13 protein-coding genes are annotated in these 17,328 nt (G+C 49.4%); 7 read left to right on the top strand and 6 right to left on the bottom strand.

Going from position 1 to position 17,328, the window contains the following annotated elements; translation table 11 throughout:
• Nucleotides 1-62: 62 nt before the first annotated feature.
• The 7 genes from DXD78_RS02760 (at nt 63) to DXD78_RS02730 (ending at nt 10,570) form a co-directional block, all read left to right on the top strand.
• Nucleotides 63-1,223, top strand: coding sequence for a dicarboxylate/amino acid:cation symporter (locus tag DXD78_RS02760; protein ID WP_005837656.1), 1,161 nt, complete (start codon nt 63-65; stop codon nt 1,221-1,223).
• 74 nt (nt 1,224-1,297) lie between these two features.
• The gene (gmd, locus tag DXD78_RS02755; protein ID WP_005836261.1) at nt 1,298-2,374 is read left to right on the top strand and encodes a GDP-mannose 4,6-dehydratase; all 1,077 of its coding nucleotides are present in this window, start codon (nt 1,298-1,300) and stop codon (nt 2,372-2,374) included.
• A gap of 26 nt (nt 2,375-2,400) precedes the next feature.
• Nucleotides 2,401-3,477: a GDP-L-fucose synthase gene (locus DXD78_RS02750; protein ID WP_022401522.1), complete on the top strand. Its 1,077-nt coding sequence runs from the start codon at nt 2,401-2,403 to the stop codon at nt 3,475-3,477.
• A 20-nt stretch (nt 3,478-3,497) separates the two neighbouring features.
• The gene (locus DXD78_RS02745) at nt 3,498-5,912 is read left to right on the top strand and encodes a TonB-dependent receptor (protein ID WP_034528698.1); all 2,415 of its coding nucleotides are present in this window, start codon (nt 3,498-3,500) and stop codon (nt 5,910-5,912) included.
• A 100-nt stretch (nt 5,913-6,012) separates the two neighbouring features.
• Nucleotides 6,013-7,671, top strand: coding sequence for a long-chain fatty acid--CoA ligase (locus DXD78_RS02740; protein ID WP_005828046.1), 1,659 nt, complete (start codon nt 6,013-6,015; stop codon nt 7,669-7,671).
• Nucleotides 7,672-7,726: 55 nt separating this feature from the next.
• Entirely contained in the window at nt 7,727-9,274 is a 1,548-nt protein-coding gene (locus DXD78_RS02735; RefSeq protein ID WP_005828045.1) for a sulfatase, read from the top strand.
• A 9-nt stretch (nt 9,275-9,283) separates the two neighbouring features.
• Nucleotides 9,284-10,570, top strand: a complete 1,287-nt coding sequence (locus DXD78_RS02730; protein ID WP_009036867.1) for an LA_2272 family surface repeat-containing protein — start codon at nt 9,284-9,286, stop codon at nt 10,568-10,570.
• Between the two features lies 1 nt (nt 10,571).
• On the opposite strand, the gene DXD78_RS02725 is transcribed toward DXD78_RS02730, so the two are convergent.
• From DXD78_RS02725 to DXD78_RS02700, 6 genes are all read right to left on the bottom strand, one after another.
• The gene (locus DXD78_RS02725; protein ID WP_005828043.1) at nt 10,572-12,560 is read right to left on the bottom strand and encodes a fructose-1,6-bisphosphatase; all 1,989 of its coding nucleotides are present in this window, start codon (nt 12,558-12,560) and stop codon (nt 10,572-10,574) included.
• Between the two features lie 54 nt (nt 12,561-12,614).
• Entirely contained in the window at nt 12,615-14,285 is a 1,671-nt protein-coding gene (locus DXD78_RS02720) for a putative transporter (RefSeq protein ID WP_005828042.1), read from the bottom strand.
• Between the two features lie 93 nt (nt 14,286-14,378).
• Complete coding sequence (locus DXD78_RS02715; RefSeq protein ID WP_005828041.1) at nt 14,379-15,392, bottom strand: inorganic phosphate transporter; 1,014 nt, start codon at nt 15,390-15,392, stop codon at nt 14,379-14,381.
• Nucleotides 15,393-15,404: 12 nt separating this feature from the next.
• Nucleotides 15,405-16,052: a DUF47 domain-containing protein gene (locus tag DXD78_RS02710; RefSeq protein ID WP_005828040.1), complete on the bottom strand. Its 648-nt coding sequence runs from the start codon at nt 16,050-16,052 to the stop codon at nt 15,405-15,407.
• Nucleotides 16,053-16,080: 28 nt separating this feature from the next.
• Entirely contained in the window at nt 16,081-16,728 is a 648-nt protein-coding gene (locus DXD78_RS02705) for a DedA family protein (protein WP_009036866.1), read from the bottom strand.
• A gap of 95 nt (nt 16,729-16,823) precedes the next feature.
• A complete protein-coding gene (locus DXD78_RS02700) occupies nt 16,824-17,237 on the bottom strand; it encodes a hypothetical protein (RefSeq protein ID WP_005828038.1) in 414 nt (137 codons plus the stop codon).
• Nucleotides 17,238-17,328 lie beyond the last annotated feature (91 nt).

The raw sequence follows: 17,328 nt of genomic DNA, 5'->3' as shown, positions 1-17,328 counted from the left end.
AAATAAAATAGTACTTTTGTCAGCGAAAGCCTATTTTTCAACCAGACAGAAAACCAATGCTCATGAAGAACTTCCACATCGGACTATTGCCACGCATCATCATTGCCATTATCTTAGGTATACTTTTCGGAAATTTCCTACCGGCTTCGCTGGTACGGCTGTTCGTAACATTCAATGCCATTTTCAGTGAATTCCTGAACTTCTCCATCCCCCTCATCATTGTGGGACTGGTCACGATTGCCATTGCCGACATCGGCAAAGGAGCCGGACGGATGCTGGTCGTCACGGCGCTCATTGCTTACGGAGCTACCTTATTCTCCGGCTTTCTCTCCTATTTCACCGGTATGGCGGTATTTCCTTCCCTCATAGAAACCGGGGTGCCGTTAGAAGAAGTCAGTGAGTCTCAAGGCATTCTTCCCTATTTTTCCGTGGGTATCCCGCCCTTGATGAATGTTATGACCGCACTCGTACTTGCCTTCACACTGGGGCTGGGCCTGGCTCATCTGAAAAGTGAGGTACTGAAAAATGCGGCACGCGATTTTCAAGAGATTGTCATCCGCATGATCAGTGCAGTGATATTGCCGCTGCTTCCCATCTATATTTTCGGCATTTTCCTCAACATGACGCACAGTGGACAAGTATTCGGCATCCTGATGGTCTTTATTAAGATTATCGGTGTAATCTTCCTGCTTCACATCTTTCTCCTGGTATTCCAATACAGCATTGCGGCACTGTTTGTCCGCAAGAACCCTCTCAAACTACTGGGACGAATGATGCCTGCCTACTTCACGGCTCTAGGCACTCAATCCAGTGCCGCCACTATCCCTGTAACATTGGAGCAAAGTCGGAAGAACGGCGTCTCTGCCGATATTGCCGGATTCGTCATCCCACTTTGCGCCACCATCCATCTGTCGGGCAGCACATTGAAGATTGTGGCATGCGCCCTGGCACTGATGATAATGCAAGGCATGCCCCATGATTTCCCTCTATTTGCAGGATTTATCTTCATGCTGGGCATCACTATGGTAGCCGCTCCCGGGGTACCGGGAGGCGCCATCATGGCATCACTGGGCATCCTGCAATCCATGCTGGGCTTCGACGAGTCGGCACAAGCGCTGATGATTGCACTATACATAGCGATGGACAGCTTCGGTACTGCCTGCAATGTGACGGGCGACGGGGCAATCGCACTGATTATCGACAAAGTGATGGGAAAGAAATAGTTTATATTTTGCCATCTCGTGGAAAATAACGAATATTGCAGTCCGAAAAGACATAATAACAAGAAGCATACATTATGAAGAAAGCCCTTATCTCCGGCATTACCGGGCAGGACGGCTCGTTCCTTGCCGAATTCCTCCTGCAGAAAGGATATGAAGTGCACGGTATCCTGCGTCGCTCTTCCTCTTTCAACACCGGCCGCATCGAACACCTCTACTTCGATGAGTGGGTACGCGACATGAAACAGAAACGTACCATTAACCTGCACTATGGAGACATGACAGACTCCAGCTCTCTCATCCGTATCATCCAGAGTGTGCAGCCAGACGAAATATATAACCTTGCCGCCCAAAGCCATGTCAAAGTATCCTTCGACGTGCCCGAATATACCGCCGAAACCGATGCCGTAGGCACCCTGCGCATGCTCGAAGCCGTACGCATTCTCGGTATGGAAAAGAAGACACGCATCTACCAGGCCTCCACTTCCGAGCTCTTCGGAAAAGTGCAGGAAGTGCCGCAAAGCGAAACGACCCCGTTCTATCCCCGCAGCCCCTATGGCGTAGCCAAACAGTATGGCTTTTGGATTACAAAGAACTACCGCGAAAGCTATGGCATGTTTGCTGTAAACGGCATACTCTTCAACCACGAGAGCGAACGCCGAGGTGAAACCTTCGTGACAAGAAAAATCACACTGGCGGCTGCCCGCATCGCCCAAGGCTTCCAGGACAAGCTGTATCTGGGCAATCTGGATGCCCGGCGCGACTGGGGATATGCCAAAGACTACATCGAGTGCATGTGGCTCATCCTGCAGCACGACACCCCCGAAGACTTCGTCATTGCCACCGGAGAAATGCATACCGTACGCGAATTTGCGACACTGGCATTCCGAGAGGTAGGCATCACTCTGTGCTGGGAAGGCCAGGGAGTGGATGAGAAGGGTATCGACACACAGACCGGAAAAGTCCTCGTGGAAGTCGACCCCAAATATTTCCGGCCTGCCGAAGTGGAACAATTGCTGGGCGACCCCACCAAAGCAAAAACACTGCTGGGATGGAATCCGAGGCAGACCAGTTTTGAAGAGTTGGTACGCATCATGGCAGAGCACGACATGAAATTTGTGAAGAAACTGTATTTAAGAAGCAAAGAGCTTTGAATGAACTATTAAACTTTCAGACAACAATGTTAGACAAAAATGCCAAAATATATGTAGCAGGCCACCGGGGACTGGTAGGTTCTGCCATCTGGAAAAATCTTGAGGAGAAAGGATACACCAATCTCATCGGCAAGACCCACACAGAACTCGATCTGCTCGACGGAGTTGCCGTACGCCGCTTCTTCGACGAGGAACAGCCCGAATATGTATTCCTTGCCGCCGCCTTTGTGGGTGGCATCATGGCCAACAGTATCTACCGTGCCGACTTCATCTACAAGAACTTGCAGATACAGCAGAACGTCATCGGCGAAAGCTTCCGCCACGGAGTGAAAAAACTTCTCTTTCTGGGCAGCACCTGCATCTATCCCCGTGATGCCGAACAGCCGATGAAAGAAGACGCACTCCTCACTTCTCCGCTGGAATACACGAACGAGCCCTATGCCATCGCCAAAATAGCCGGACTGAAAATGTGCGAAAGCTTCAATCTTCAATACGGTACGAACTACATTGCCGTGATGCCCACCAACCTTTACGGTCCCAACGACAACTTCGACCTGGAACGCAGCCACGTGCTCCCTGCCATGATACGCAAGATACACCTCGCCCACTGCCTGAAACAAGGCGACTGGGATGCCGTACGCCACGACATGAACCTGCGTCCGGTGGAAGGCATCAACGGCGACAGCAGCAAAGAGGACATTCTGAATATCCTCCGGAAATACGGCATCAGCGAAGAAGAAGTGAGATTATGGGGTTCCGGCACCCCCTTGCGCGAATTCCTCTGGAGCGAGGAGATGGCAGATGCCAGCGTCTTCGTCATGGAACACGTCGACTTCAAAGATACCTTCAAGCCGGGCGACAAGGAAATCCGCAACTGTCACATCAATATCGGTACGGGCAAGGAAATCACTATCCGCCAGTTGGCAGAGCTGATTGTCAACACCGTAGGCTATCAGGGCCGGTTGACCTTCGACACTTCCAAACCCGACGGCACCATGCGCAAACTGACCGATCCCGGTAAGTTACATGCATTGGGATGGCATCATAAGATTGATATCGAGGAAGGTGTGCAACGCATGTACCGATGGTACTTGGGAAAGTAATTAGTGACGTCTGATTAGCCATGAATGCCATACGGTACAAGGTGGGAACTGTATTGTTTATATTGCTGATACTTTTATCAGGTATCAGCCCAACCATGAATGCCATGATAGCTCCCGTGACCTATTCCGTTCGCGGCAAAGTCATCGACAGACAGTCCAGACAACCCGTGGCCTACGCCAACGTTTTCGTTGCCGGCATCCCCGGGAAAGGGGCATCCACCGATTCACTCGGCACATTCAAGATAGAGCAGGTACCTCCGGGCATCTATAGCCTTGAGACATCCTGCATAGGATACCAGACTGTTTCCACCCCCGAATATATCGTTTCAGCCTCAACCCCGTTCATCGAGATAGAGATGGAAGAGGATGCCAATCTGCTGAACACAGTAGTGGTGGTGCCTTCCCCCTTCCGGCGAAGTATCGAAAGCCCGGTCAGCATGCGTATCATCGGCTTGCAGGAAATAGAGAAAAGTCCCGGAGCCAACCGGGATGTTTCGCGCATCGTACGCTCCTATCCCGGCGTCTCTTTCTCTCCCATCGGCTATCGCAACGACTTGATTGTTCGGGGCGGTTCTCCTTCCGAAAACCGCTTTTATATGGATGGCATCGAAATCCCCAACATCAACCACTTTGCCACTCAGGGTGCATCCGGAGGACCGGTAAGTATTGTCAATGCCGACCTGATACGCGAGATTACATTTTATACGGGCGCCTTCCCCGCCAACCGCTCCGGAGCCTTGAGTTCCGTCCTCGACTTCCGCCTCAAGGACGGAAATCCGGACAAGCAGGCGTTCAAAGCCACCATCGGCGCATCGGAAGTCTCGCTCAGCGGAGCAGGCCATCTGGGGCAGCGCACCACTTATCTGTTCTCCGCACGCCAGTCCTACCTGCAACTTTTGTTCAAGGCTTTGGGACTGCCCTTCCTGCCCAATTTCATTGACGGACAATTCAAAACAAAAACCCGTTTCAACGAGCACAGCGAGCTGACCCTGCTTGGTCTTGCAGGCATTGACAAGATGAAACTGAATACCGATGAAAAAGGAGAAGATGCCGAATATCTGCTCAGCTATCTCCCCACTATCCATCAGGAAACATTCACTTTCGGAGCCTCTTACAGACACTACAATGGAAGGCACGTACAATCCCTTATACTGAGCCATAACTACCTGAACAACCGCAATCTGAAATACCGCAACAACGATGACTCTTCCGAAGACAACCTGACCCTGCGCCTACGCTCCACAGAACAAAAGACCACCCTGCGTTTCGAAAACCAAACGCGCTTGGGAGCATGGACCCTAAAGGAAGGAGCAGAACTGAACAACTCCATCTATGCAAACCACAGCCGGCAAAGACTATACGGCAGTCATTCGGGTACGCTCTCCATCTACGAAACCTCACTCAACATCTTCGGCTGGGGGGCTTTCTTCTCTTCCGACTATACCACCGCCGACAAGCGTCTGGCACTTTCTGCCGGTATCCGTATGGATGGCAACACTTACAACCGAAAGATGCGGCAGCTATGGAAACAGTTCTCCCCACGCCTCTCTGCATCCTACAAACTCTCGGAACAATGGACCCTGAGCGGAAGTACCGGCCTCTACCACCAATTGCCTCCCTACACCGCTTTGGGATATAAAGACAATGAAGGGCAATATCTCAACAAAAACCTGAAGTACATGCAGGTCTTTGAAAGCAGCCTCGGTGTGGACTGGCACCTGCAAGACCGGTTCATGGTTTCTGCAGAAGGTTTCTTCAAGCGTTACAGCCGTATGCCACTTTCCCTTCAAGACAACATTCCGTTGGCATGCAAAGGAAACGATTACGGTGTCACCGGCAACGAAGCACTCGTCCCTACAGCCAGCGGCAGGGCCTACGGACTGGAAACCATGTTCCGCTGGCAGGCATCCGGCAAGTTCAATCTCGTATCCTCCTTCACCTTATACCGCAGCGAATACCGCAACCGCCCAGATGGAGACTTCATTCCATCTGCCTGGGACAACCGTTTCATACTCAACATGAGCGGTACATACAACCTGCCCCGGCGCTGGAGCATAGGAGGCAAGCTAAGCTATATAGGCGGCAGCCCCTACACTCCCTATGATGAAGACAAATCATCACTCGTAGAAGCATGGGATGCCAAAGGACAGCCCTACTACGACTATGCGTACTATAATACCGGGCGACTTCCCAACTTTGCCCAGTTAGACTTGCGTGTGGACAAGTCCTTCTACTTCCATCACTGCATGATAGGAATCTATCTGGACATACAGAATATCACCGGCAACAAACTGAAGCAACCGGATGTGATAATGAGTACGGGCATCATCGAAAATCCGTCTGCTCCTGTTACCGAACAGCGCTATAAAATGAAATACCTCAAGCAGGAAAGCGGCACTATCCTGCCTACTTTAGGTATAACTGTCGAGTTTTAGCAAATAGCCGCCATAAAAACTATTTTCCCTATAAAAGTTTGCTTTCTATATATAAACCCTTATATTTGCACAATTTTCAACCAAATGTGCAATTAATATCATGGAACAAAGTTTTATCGCCTATATAGAGAATAGCATAAAGGAAAATTGGGATTTAGACGCTCTGACCGACTATAAGGGAGCAACCCTACAATATAAGGACGTAGCCCGCAAAATAGAAAAGCTGCATATCATTTTCGAGGCAAGCGGCATCAAGAAAGGCGATAAGATTGCCGTCTGTGGCCGCAACAGTTCCCACTGGGGCGTAACGTTCCTCGCAACATTGACCTACGGTGCGGTAATCGTCCCCATCCTTCACGAGTTCAAGGCAGACAATGTACACAACATCGTGAACCATTCCGAAGCCAAACTGCTTTTCGTAGGCGACCAGGTTTGGGAAAACCTCAACGAAAGTGCCATGCCGCTGCTGGAGGGCATCATGATGATGGCAGACTTCTACATTCTTGTCTCCCGTAGCGAAAAGTTGGACTATGCCCGCGAACATCTCAACGAAATGTTCGGTAAGAAATACCCCAAGAACTTCCGCAAGGAGCATGTCAGTTATCACAAGGACCAGCCCGACGAACTAGCGGTCATCAACTATACATCCGGCACCACCAGTTACTCCAAAGGAGTGATGCTGCCCTACCGCAGCCTTTGGTCAAACACCACTTTTGCTTTCGAAGTATTGCCGCTGAAAGCCGGTGACAAGATTGTCTCCATGCTGCCAATGGCACATATGTACGGACTTGCATTCGAGTTTCTGTATGAATTCGCCGTAGGTTGCCACATATTCTTCCTCACTCGTATGCCCAGCCCCAAAATCATTTTCCAGGCTTTCACCGAAGTGAAGCCTAACCTGATTGTGGCTGTTCCGCTCATTATCGAAAAGATTATAAAGAAGAGCGTACTGCCCAAGCTGGAAACTCCTGCCATGAAGCTGTTGCTGAAAGTACCCATCATCAATGACAAGATAAAGGCGACCGTACGCGAACAAATGATTCAAGCCTTTGGCGGAAACTTTGCAGAAATCATTGTAGGAGGAGCTGCCTTCAACCAGGAAGTGGAGCAGTTCTTAAAGATGATAGATTTCCCCTATACGGTAGGCTATGGAATGACGGAATGCGGCCCCATCATCTGTTACGAGGATTGGACCCGCTTCAAACCCGGTTCTTGCGGAAAGGCCGCACCGCGTATGGAGGTGAAAATCCTATCATCCGATCCCGAAAACATTCCGGGAGAGATTGTCTGCCGTGGTCCCAATGTCATGCTGGGTTACTACAAGAACGACGAGGCCACCGTACAGGTACTCGACAAAGACGGCTGGCTGCACACCGGAGACCTTGCCCTGATGGATGCCGAAGGCAACGTAAGCATCAAGGGACGCAGCAAGAACATGCTCCTTGGTCCGAGCGGTCAGAATATCTACCCGGAAGAGATAGAAGACAAACTGAACAATATGCCGTATGTAGCCGAAAGCATCATCGTGCAGCAGAATGAGAAACTGGTAGGTCTGGTTTACCCCGACTTCGATGATGCCTTTGCCCATGGGCTGAACAATGACGACATCGAACGCGTCATGGAGGAAAACCGTGTGGCACTGAATGCAGAACTGCCCGCATACAGCCAGATATTCAAAATGAAAATCTATCCTGAAGAATTTGAAAAAACGCCGAAGAAATCTATCAAACGCTTCTTGTATCAGGAGGCCAAAGGATAATGTAAAAAAACAATTAAACTACAACCTATCTAACCCTTTCTAAATTATTATCTAAATGAGAAACGAATTATTATTATCCGCCATGCTTCCGATATGCGGAATGGCGGGAGAAGCGTATGGCATGCCGCCTGGGGATGCCGTACCTGCTCCAAAAGAGCAGCCAAACATCATTCTGTTCCTAGTGGATGACATGGGATGGCAAGACACGTCCCTCCCCTTTTGGACACAGCGTACCAAGTACAACGATACGTACCATACTCCCAACATGGAACGGATGGCTACACAAGGCAAAATGTTTACGCAGGCCTATGCATGCAGCATCAGTTCACCTACGCGTGTCAGCCTTTTTACGGGAATGAATGCTGCCAGGCATCGAGTCACCAGTTGGACCCTCCGCAAGAACACTACCCATGAACAACCCGACTCGGTCATGATTTATCCGGAATGGAACGTTAACGGCATTTGTCAAGAGCCTGGCGTGGAACGGACCACACAAGTCACCTCCCTGGCCGAAGTGCTCAAAGACCATGGCTATCACACCATTCATTGCGGAAAAGCCCACTTCGGTGCTGAAGGCACTCCCGGAGCCGACCCGTTGAAAATGGGGTTTGAAGTGAACATAGCCGGACATGCTGCCGGTTCACCTGCCAGCTACTATGGCAAGGAGAATTTCGGCAACAAAACAGACGGTAAAAGCCCGCTGGCTGCCGTACCCGGTCTGGAGAAATATCATGGAACCGACACTTTCCTAAGTGAAGCCCTTACCATAGAGGCCATGAAGGCACTGGACGATGCACAGCAGACTGACAAGCCATTCTTTCTATACATGGCACACTATGCCATCCATACCCCTATACAACCTGACATGCGTTTCTACCAGAAGTACCTGGACAAAGGCCTTCCTCCGGTAGAAGCCGCCTATGCTACTCTCATTGAGGGTATGGACAAAAGTCTGGGAGACATCATGGACTATCTGGACAAGAACAACCTGACGGAAAACACTATCCTCATCTTCATGTCCGACAATGGCGGTTTGGCGGCCCATACCCGCGCCGGACAACTGCATGTCCAGAACTATCCGCTCAATAGTGGTAAAGGTTCCGCCTACGAAGGAGGCATACGTGAACCGATGATTGTCCGCTGGCCGGGCATCGTAGCGCCCCAAACCCAATGCGACCATTACCTGATGATAGAGGACTTCTTCCCCACCATCCTTGAGATGGCAGGCGTAGACAACTATACAACCGTACAGCAACGCGACGGCATCAGTTTCATGCCATTGCTCACCGGAAAAGGTAAAATGAAAGACCGTGATATCTACTGGCATTATCCCAATAGCTGGGGTCCTTCCGGCCCGGGCATCGGAGCCACTTGCTCCATCCGTTCGGGCGAGTGGAAGCTGGTGTATTATTTCGGTGACGGTAGACGGGAACTTTTCAACATCCCCGCCGACATCAGTGAAAAACATGATATGGCCCGAGAGAAGCCTGAAGTTGTCAAAGAGTTGTCACGGAAATTAAGTAATTACCTCCGGTCTGTGGATGCGCAGCGCCCTCTGTTGCGTGCCACCCGCCAACCAGCTCCCTGGCCGGACGAAATATAGAAAAAAAGTATGAAACGAAACCTTTCCCTCCTCCTTGTGTCCCTGCTTCTTGCAGGGACAGCTCTTGCCCAAGAACATAATCCGGGCAGCGTACAGCCGGATACGATTCAGAAATCCTCCGAAAAATCTTTCCGGAAACAACGCTCTCCACGAACAGACCATGGCCCGGTAGGTATCAATATCTCCTTATGGAAAAACATCTCCACACAGCGGACTGATACCATAGGAAGCACCTGCTTCAATCTGGGTGTGTTCTCCTCCATGAACCGTCTGAATGGCCTCGGCATGAATATTCTTGGCAGTGTAACCGGCAGGGATGTGAACGGTGTACAGATGGCAGGTCTGTCAAATATGGTGGGGGGAAGCATGCGAGGCATGCAGATAGCAGGAATTACCAACATCAATGGCAACAACCTTATCGGAGTATCCGTTTCGGGACTGGTAGGTATCACCGGAAACCATGCGCAAGGCGTCATCATTTCCGGTCTGGCAAACATCAGTGGGGACTATAATCGTGGCGCCTCCATAGGCGGCCTGTTGAATATCAGCGGAGAAGGTGCTTCCGGCATACACTTTGCCGGACTCGCCAATATTTCCGGTGGAAATTTCAAAGGATTTTCAGGGGCCGGCCTGCTAAGTGTAATCGGTGAAGACTTGAATGGCATGCAGATGTCCGCCCTTACCAACATCACCGCCGGAGATATGACCGGTGTTCAGGTTTCCGGCCTGGGCAATGTGGTGGGTGGTACAGCCCGAGGATTACAAATAGGCGCTGCCAATATGGCCATACGTGCCAAAGGGCTTCAAATAGGTCTATTCAACTACTACAAAGAAAAATTAGATGGTTTCCAGTTGGGATTAGTCAATGCCAATCCCCAAACAAAAGTTCAACTGATGTTTTTCGGTGGTAATGCCACCAAGCTGAATGTAGGTGCCCGTTTCAAGAACCGGCTCTTCTATACCATCCTCGGTGGCGGTACCCATTATCTGGATTTTGGCGATAAGTTTTCCGCTGCCCTCTTCTACCGTGCCGGTCTTGAATTACCGCTCTACAAACAGCTGTTCATCAGCGGAGATCTGGGATACCAACATATAGAAACCTTCAAGAACAAGGACTACGGCATTCCGGCACGTCTCTATGCCCTCCAGGCACGTGTCAATCTGGAATACCACCTGACCGAGCGCTTTGGCATATTCCTCACCGGCGGTTATGGCGGCAGCCGCTACTACACCCAAGGGAAAACCTATGACAAAGGCATCATTGTAGAGGGCGGGGTGACGATACTGAAATTATAAATTATTGTTTCTCCTTAATCAGCCCCGTCCTATACGCCACCAGCAGTTTCATCAAATCCTGAATCTGCGTAACGAGTTCACTTCCTTTATCCGTATCCTTCACCATCATACGCTGCGAATTGAATTCGACAACCAGGGTTGTAGACTTGATGTCTTGTCCTTCTTCAATGGCTTTCTGACGGCTCTGGAACGGCTCATGCTGCACCAACTGCAAGCCGTGGGAATGATATACCAGCGTATATCCCGCAATTCCCGTTTCCGGCTGATAGGCTTTTGAAAAACCACCGTCAATCACCAGCAGCTTACCATCCGCTTTAATGGGTTTCTCACCTTTAATGGTCTTTACCGGTACATGTCCGTTGATGATATGCGAATGTGGCCCCGGCTTCACGCCGAACTCTTCAAGAATGCGGTCACACACCTCAGCCTCGTTGCGCAAAGCATAGTAATGCCCTTTCGTCTCCTTATGCAATGTTTTGTCGGCCACAAAATAGCGTTCAAAGGTAGCCATCTTGTCTTTATCGAAGGAAGGGGCATCCGGTCCGCACCACATGTACCAGACATAATCCAGTGCAAACTGTTTCTCGTCCGAACCGTCCTCGTCAAAGTAAGCGGTACGTATCAGCTGGTCGGTCTTTTTCAGCAACTTACGTCCCCAGTATTCCTTTTGGCCGATGCGAACATGTTTAAAACTGCCGTCCGCATTCAGAGGCACGGAAGCATGATAAAGCAGGTTACTGTTGCACACCAGATACATGCCGCCATACGTAAACAAGCAGCGCATGTGCTTCTTCATCTTCTCGCTGTTCATGAAAGAAGAATGAATCCGGTGCATCAGTTCGCGCTCTTCGTCCGACAGACGATACGGGTCCGCCGGGTCTACGGTGGGGAAATTCACATCGCGCAACGGATATTCCTTGCCTTCGTATACAAACACACCACGCTCGAAATCCACCAGATGCAGCAGTTTCCGGTTCTCCATACCGAACTCAGGACGGCGGCTGATGATTTCCGCCTCCAGTTTCAACTGGATAACCGTAATCGCCTTGTGCATCTGTGTAATCAGCCGCAAGGTCTTCTCATTGTATTCCGCATCGGCAAAGTTCATTTTCGGCGCAAAGATGGTGCAAGGGTCATCCGCATAGGTATCCATGGCAAACGTTGCAAGCGGCAACAGATTGATGCCATAACCATCCTCCAGCGTTGCTAAATTGGCATAGCGCATCGACATACGGATTACGTTGGCTATACAAGCATCATTACCTGATGCGGCACCCATCCACAGAATATCGTGGTTACCCCATTGGATGTCGAAATTATGATAATCACAGAGAGTATCCATGATAATATGCGCACCCGGTCCGCGGTCGTATATATCGCCCACGATATGCAGCGAGTCGATGGTCAAGCGCTGGATAAGGTTGCACATCGCCACAATAAAATCATCCGCACGCTTCGTAGAGATAATGGTACTGATTATGACATTGATATAGGCATGCTTGTTAGGTTCGATGCTCGATTCGTGCAACAGCTCTTGAATGATATACGAGAACTCTGCTGGAAGTGCCTTGCGTACTTTCGAACGGGTATATTTGGACGAAACGTTCTGGCATACTTTTACCAACTGGTTCAGTGTTATCAAATACCAGTCATCCAGGTCCGTTTCCTGCTCCTTGATAAGTTGCAGCTTCTCTTCCGGATAATAAATTAACGTACAGATTTCCTTCTTCTCACTTTCGCGCAGTGTATGCCCGAATATTTCGTTCACCTTACGTTTCACTGCCCCCGATGCATTCTTCAGCACATGCTGAAAAGCCTCATACTCGCCATGAATATCCGTCAGAAAATGCTCTGTACCTTTCGGCAGATTCAGAATGGCCTCCAGATTGATGATTTCTGTACTGGCATCAGCAATGGTAGGAAAACTGCGTGATAATAATTGCAAATAACGCAAGTCATTGACAATACTTTCCGGAGTTATATTTCCCATAGTTATTTAATTGATAGTTGATAATTGACAGTTGATAATATCCCTCATTCTTCATTATCCATTAATGAAGAACATGAGCAGCACTTGGGCTATAATTACCCGTAGAAACATGCACAGCGGATAAACCGTAGCATAAGCTACAGACGGATTGTCTCCCGGAATGGTGTCGTTGGCGTAGTTCAGCGCCATGGGGTTTGCCATGCTTCCGCACAGCATACCCGCCATTGTTCCGAAATCTATCTTCAGCCACTTGAAGGTAACGATACCCATAATCAATACCGGAACCACAGTCAACGCAAAACCCGTAGCAATCCATAACAGCCCTTCCGGCCGGAATACCGTATCGAAGAAATGGGCACCTGCATCCAGTCCCAGGCAAGCCAGGTAAAGAGACAATCCCAATGCACGGAGCATCAGGTTCGCACTGCGCGTAGTATAAGTCACCATGTGCATCCTCGGACCGAATGTCCCGATAAGAATACCTACGATGATAGGGCCTCCTGCCAATCCGAGCCGCACGGGAGCGCTGATGCCGGGAATGGAAATAGGAATTGCTCCCAAAGCCAGACCGATGACAATGCCGATAAATACCGCCACCAAGTTCGGTTCCTTCAGGCTTTTCACAGCATTGCCCAGCACCTTCTCCACATTTTGTATAGCAGCGGCTTCGCCCACTACGGTCAGGCGGTCACCCAATTGCAAGGTCAGTTCCGCTGTGGCCAGCAGCTGCACGCCGCTACGATAAACCCGGCTGATATTGATACCGTAATGATTACGCAGATGGAGAGAACCCAGCTTCTTGCCGTTCAACTCCGGGCGCGTCACCACGATACGTTGCGAAATCAACTGGCTGTCTATGGCATTCCAGTCTATATCTTCCTTGTTCCAATCAGTATGCTCCTGCTCGCCGAAAAGCACGGTCAGAGCCGGCGTATTTTTCTCCGAGGTAATCACCAGCAGGCGGTCACCTTCCTTTATAATCTTTTCCGAGGTAGGAATACTCACATTCCCATCCCGCCACAAGCGGGAAATCACGAACTTCGGATAGCTGTTCAGCCCGCCTATTTCCTTGATACTCTTGTTGAAGATGGCAGGATTGTGCACCTGGAACGCAACAATGTAAGGCTTGTTCACGTCATCCTTCTCTTTCAATTCCAGGTCTTCCTTATGCGCCAGCGTCTTACGGATGAACAGTACGGCCAGAATGACCCCTACCACCCCCAGCGGATATGCCACCGCACACCCCAAAGCAGGGGTACTGGACTCCAATCCCATCTGTTTCAATGTCTGCTGTGCCGCACCGAGTGCCGGTGTGTTTGTCGTGGCACCGCAAAGTATGCCCACCATATCCGGCAGGGATACCCCCAACCCATAGCTGCCCAGTACAGTCAGCAGGGTGCCGATAAGCACTACACCCGTGGCGAGCATATTCAGTTGTACCCCTCCTTTACGGAAAGAGCTGAAAAAACCCGGTCCCACCTGCAAACCCAAAGCATACACAAATATCACCAGCCCGAAGCTTTCCGCATAATTCAGCATCTGCGGGTCTATGGACAACCCGAAATGCCCGGCAATGATGCCGGCAAAGAATACAAACGTCACTCCCAATGAAATGCCGCAAACATGTATCTTCCCCAATCCCAATCCGATAGCAGAAATCAGTGAGAGTACCACAACCGCCTGCAAGGCGGAGTGCTCGACGAATAAACTATATAGCCAGTCCAATGTGCATTCTATTTTACAGTTTCAGGCTGCAAAGATAGTGCAAACCTCATGCAAAATAAAACGAACCCGTCTATTTTTTATGCGGCAGCACTTCTAAAAAAGGGATACGATACAATAAATCCCTGCTGCCAGCAAAGCACTGACGGGGATAGTCAGCACCCAAGCGGTCATCAGACTCTTCGTAACTCCCCAACGCACAGCCGAAAGCCGCTTCGTGGCCCCTACTCCGATAATAGCTCCCGTAATGGTGTGTGTCGTACTTACCGGAATCTTCAGATACTCCGTCAGATAAAGCGTAAACGCACCGGCAGTTTCCGCAATCACCCCTTCCAGTGGCGTCACCTTCGTAATCTTAGTCCCCATGGTCTTCACAATCTTCCACCCGCCGGACATGGTACCGAGTGAAATGGCCGTAAAACAAGAGAATGCCACCCAGTCCGGCAGGTCATCAATACTGTTTATCCCCATTCCCAGTCCTTCCGAATGTCCGGCTATCATAGCCGCAGCAATGATACCCATTACCTTCTGTGAATCATTCAGACCGTGCCCGATGCTGAACAAAGCCGAAGACACCAGCTGCAGTTTCTTGAACCACACCTCGGCCGTATGGGGATGCGCCCTGCGGCAAATGTACAAGACCAACAACGTAAAACCAAATGCCACCACCATACCAATCAAGGGAGCCAGAAAAATGAATGCCGCAATCTTCAGAATGATACTCAACTGGATGGCCTCAAAACCGTGTGCCATGATGGCAGCTCCGGCAAAACCTCCGATAAGCGTGTGCGAAGAAGAGGAAGGGATTCCCTTCCACCAAGTGAACAGATTCCAGGCAATAGCCGCAATCACGCCGGCCAGAATGATAGGCAAAGTAATGTAAGGCTCCATCACCGTTTTCGATACGGTGTTGGCAATGCCGAAACCGCCGATGACACACTTGGCGATGAAAAAGGCCACAAAATTGAAGAAAGCCGCCCATATCACCGCCTGAAACGGTGTAAGCACTTTGGTAGACACAATGGTGGCAATAGAATTGGCCGCATCATGAAAACCGTTGATATAATCGAATATCAGAGCCAGTACAATGATAATCACTAATAGTTCCATGCGTCCGTTCGTTTATGCGTATTTCACAATCAGGCTCCTCAAAATCTTGCCCACGTGTTCGGCTGCGTCCGTCGTTTTTTCCAACTCATACATAATCTCCTTGATTTTGATGAGTTCAATGCAGTCCTTCTCTTCTTCAAAAAGCCTGGTGATGAAAAATTCATAAATATCATCTGCCCGGTTTTCTATGTCATGCAGCTGGTTGCAATATGCGCGCAGCTTATCCGGACTCTTGCGGAATGCCTCCAGTTCATCCATGGCCTGGCCGATGAGGGCCGCTTCTTGTTGAACCATATGTCCCAGCTCTTTCCCCTTGTCCGAAATAGGATGCGGATTATAGATAGTGATACGCTTGGCACAGCTGTTTATTCCATCAATCACATCATCCATGCCCGAAGCCAGGTCATGGATATCCTCCCGGTCAAAAGGAGTAATGAAAGTAGTGCCCAGTTCATCCAGAATCAGATTGGTCAGCTTATCGCCCTCGCGCTCCAAATCTTTGATTCGTTTATAATCTTCCGCCCTCTTCTCAGGCGAGTCATGGCCCAATATTTCTATCAACAGAGCCGACGAGGACAATAAAATCTCAGACAATTGCTTCAGCAAAGGAAAGAATTTCGGTTCTTTCGGTGTGAACCGGCTAAAAAAAGAATTCTTCATAATGGATAAATGTACTAAGTATATTAATTTATTTTTGTTTTCGTTGTTTCAGTCTTGCACGCAGCACTTCTACCACGGCCGGCAGTATGGAAACCACAATAATGGCCACAATCAGCAGTTTGAGGTTCTCTTGTACAAACGGAAGGTCACCGAAGAAATAACCCGCATAACAGAAAATGGCAATCCAGCAGGCGCCCCCAATCAGGTTGTACAGCATGAAGTAATAGTAATGCATCTTACCCATCCCCGCCACGAATGGCGCAAACGTACGGACGATAGGCACAAAACGAGCTATGATAATTGTCTTGCCTCCATACTTCTTATAGAACTCATGGGTCTTGTCGAGATGGTTTTGCTTGAATATTCTGGAATCGGGATTATTGAAGAGCCTTCGCCCGAAGAAATGCCCTATCATGTAGTTGCAAGAGTCGCCCAATACCGCGGCAACAAACAATATCAAAGCCAGCACATTGACCTCGAGAGGCATGTCGGGCAGTGCGGCAATAGCTCCCGCCACAAAAAGCAGGGAATCGCCCGGCAGGAAAGGTGTGACCACCAGCCCCGTTTCGCAGAAAATAATCAGAAACAATATGGCATACGCCCACATATGATATTCCTGCACTATATCAATCATATACTGATCGATATGGAGAATAAAATCCAATAGAAAATCCATTATATATTGATTATCAGTACTTAAAAAATAGAGAAAAACTCGGCATGGGGAGACGGGCAATCTCTCCGGCTCCCGAAAGAGAGGAGGGGAAAGTACTAAATAAGAATACGCCTCAGCGTATATACATAATATCTATATGAAATCTTATGGGGATGGAAAGTAAAGGGGAAAGAAGTTGTCTTTTCTTCCGGGAGCAGAGTTTTCAGGGTTCTCGCAACCTTGGCGGCAATGAAGTCCGGATTAAGCCTCAACAATTTCGAGCAAGAGGCATGCCGTAATGAGAAGGTATTTCCTATGCAACCGGCATCTGCCAGGCAATTATAATTCGCGTCCTCCCCTTTTTCCTGGCATTGTCTGCCATCTGCCCCCGACAAGCTGTGCTGGGCTCCGGAGAAATAATGCACATCCGCAGTAGGGAGTGTCTTACATCCCTCCATATCATCAGAAACGGAAGTGAACTTCGATATGAGGAACAACCCTAACAAGATATAGAATATACATTTCGCCATAGCGGGTGCAAATATAGAAACTATTTTCGGATTACAACAGAAAAATGAAAAACAAAAAGCGGTTAACCGTTTCATCAGTCAACCGCTTTCT

This window comes from Bacteroides sp. D20 (genome assembly GCF_003436255.1).
In the GTDB taxonomy this organism is placed as follows: domain Bacteria; phylum Bacteroidota; class Bacteroidia; order Bacteroidales; family Bacteroidaceae; genus Bacteroides; species Bacteroides uniformis.
Note: the sequence above shows the minus strand (reverse complement) of the source record. Positions and strands in the feature narration are given on the sequence as shown.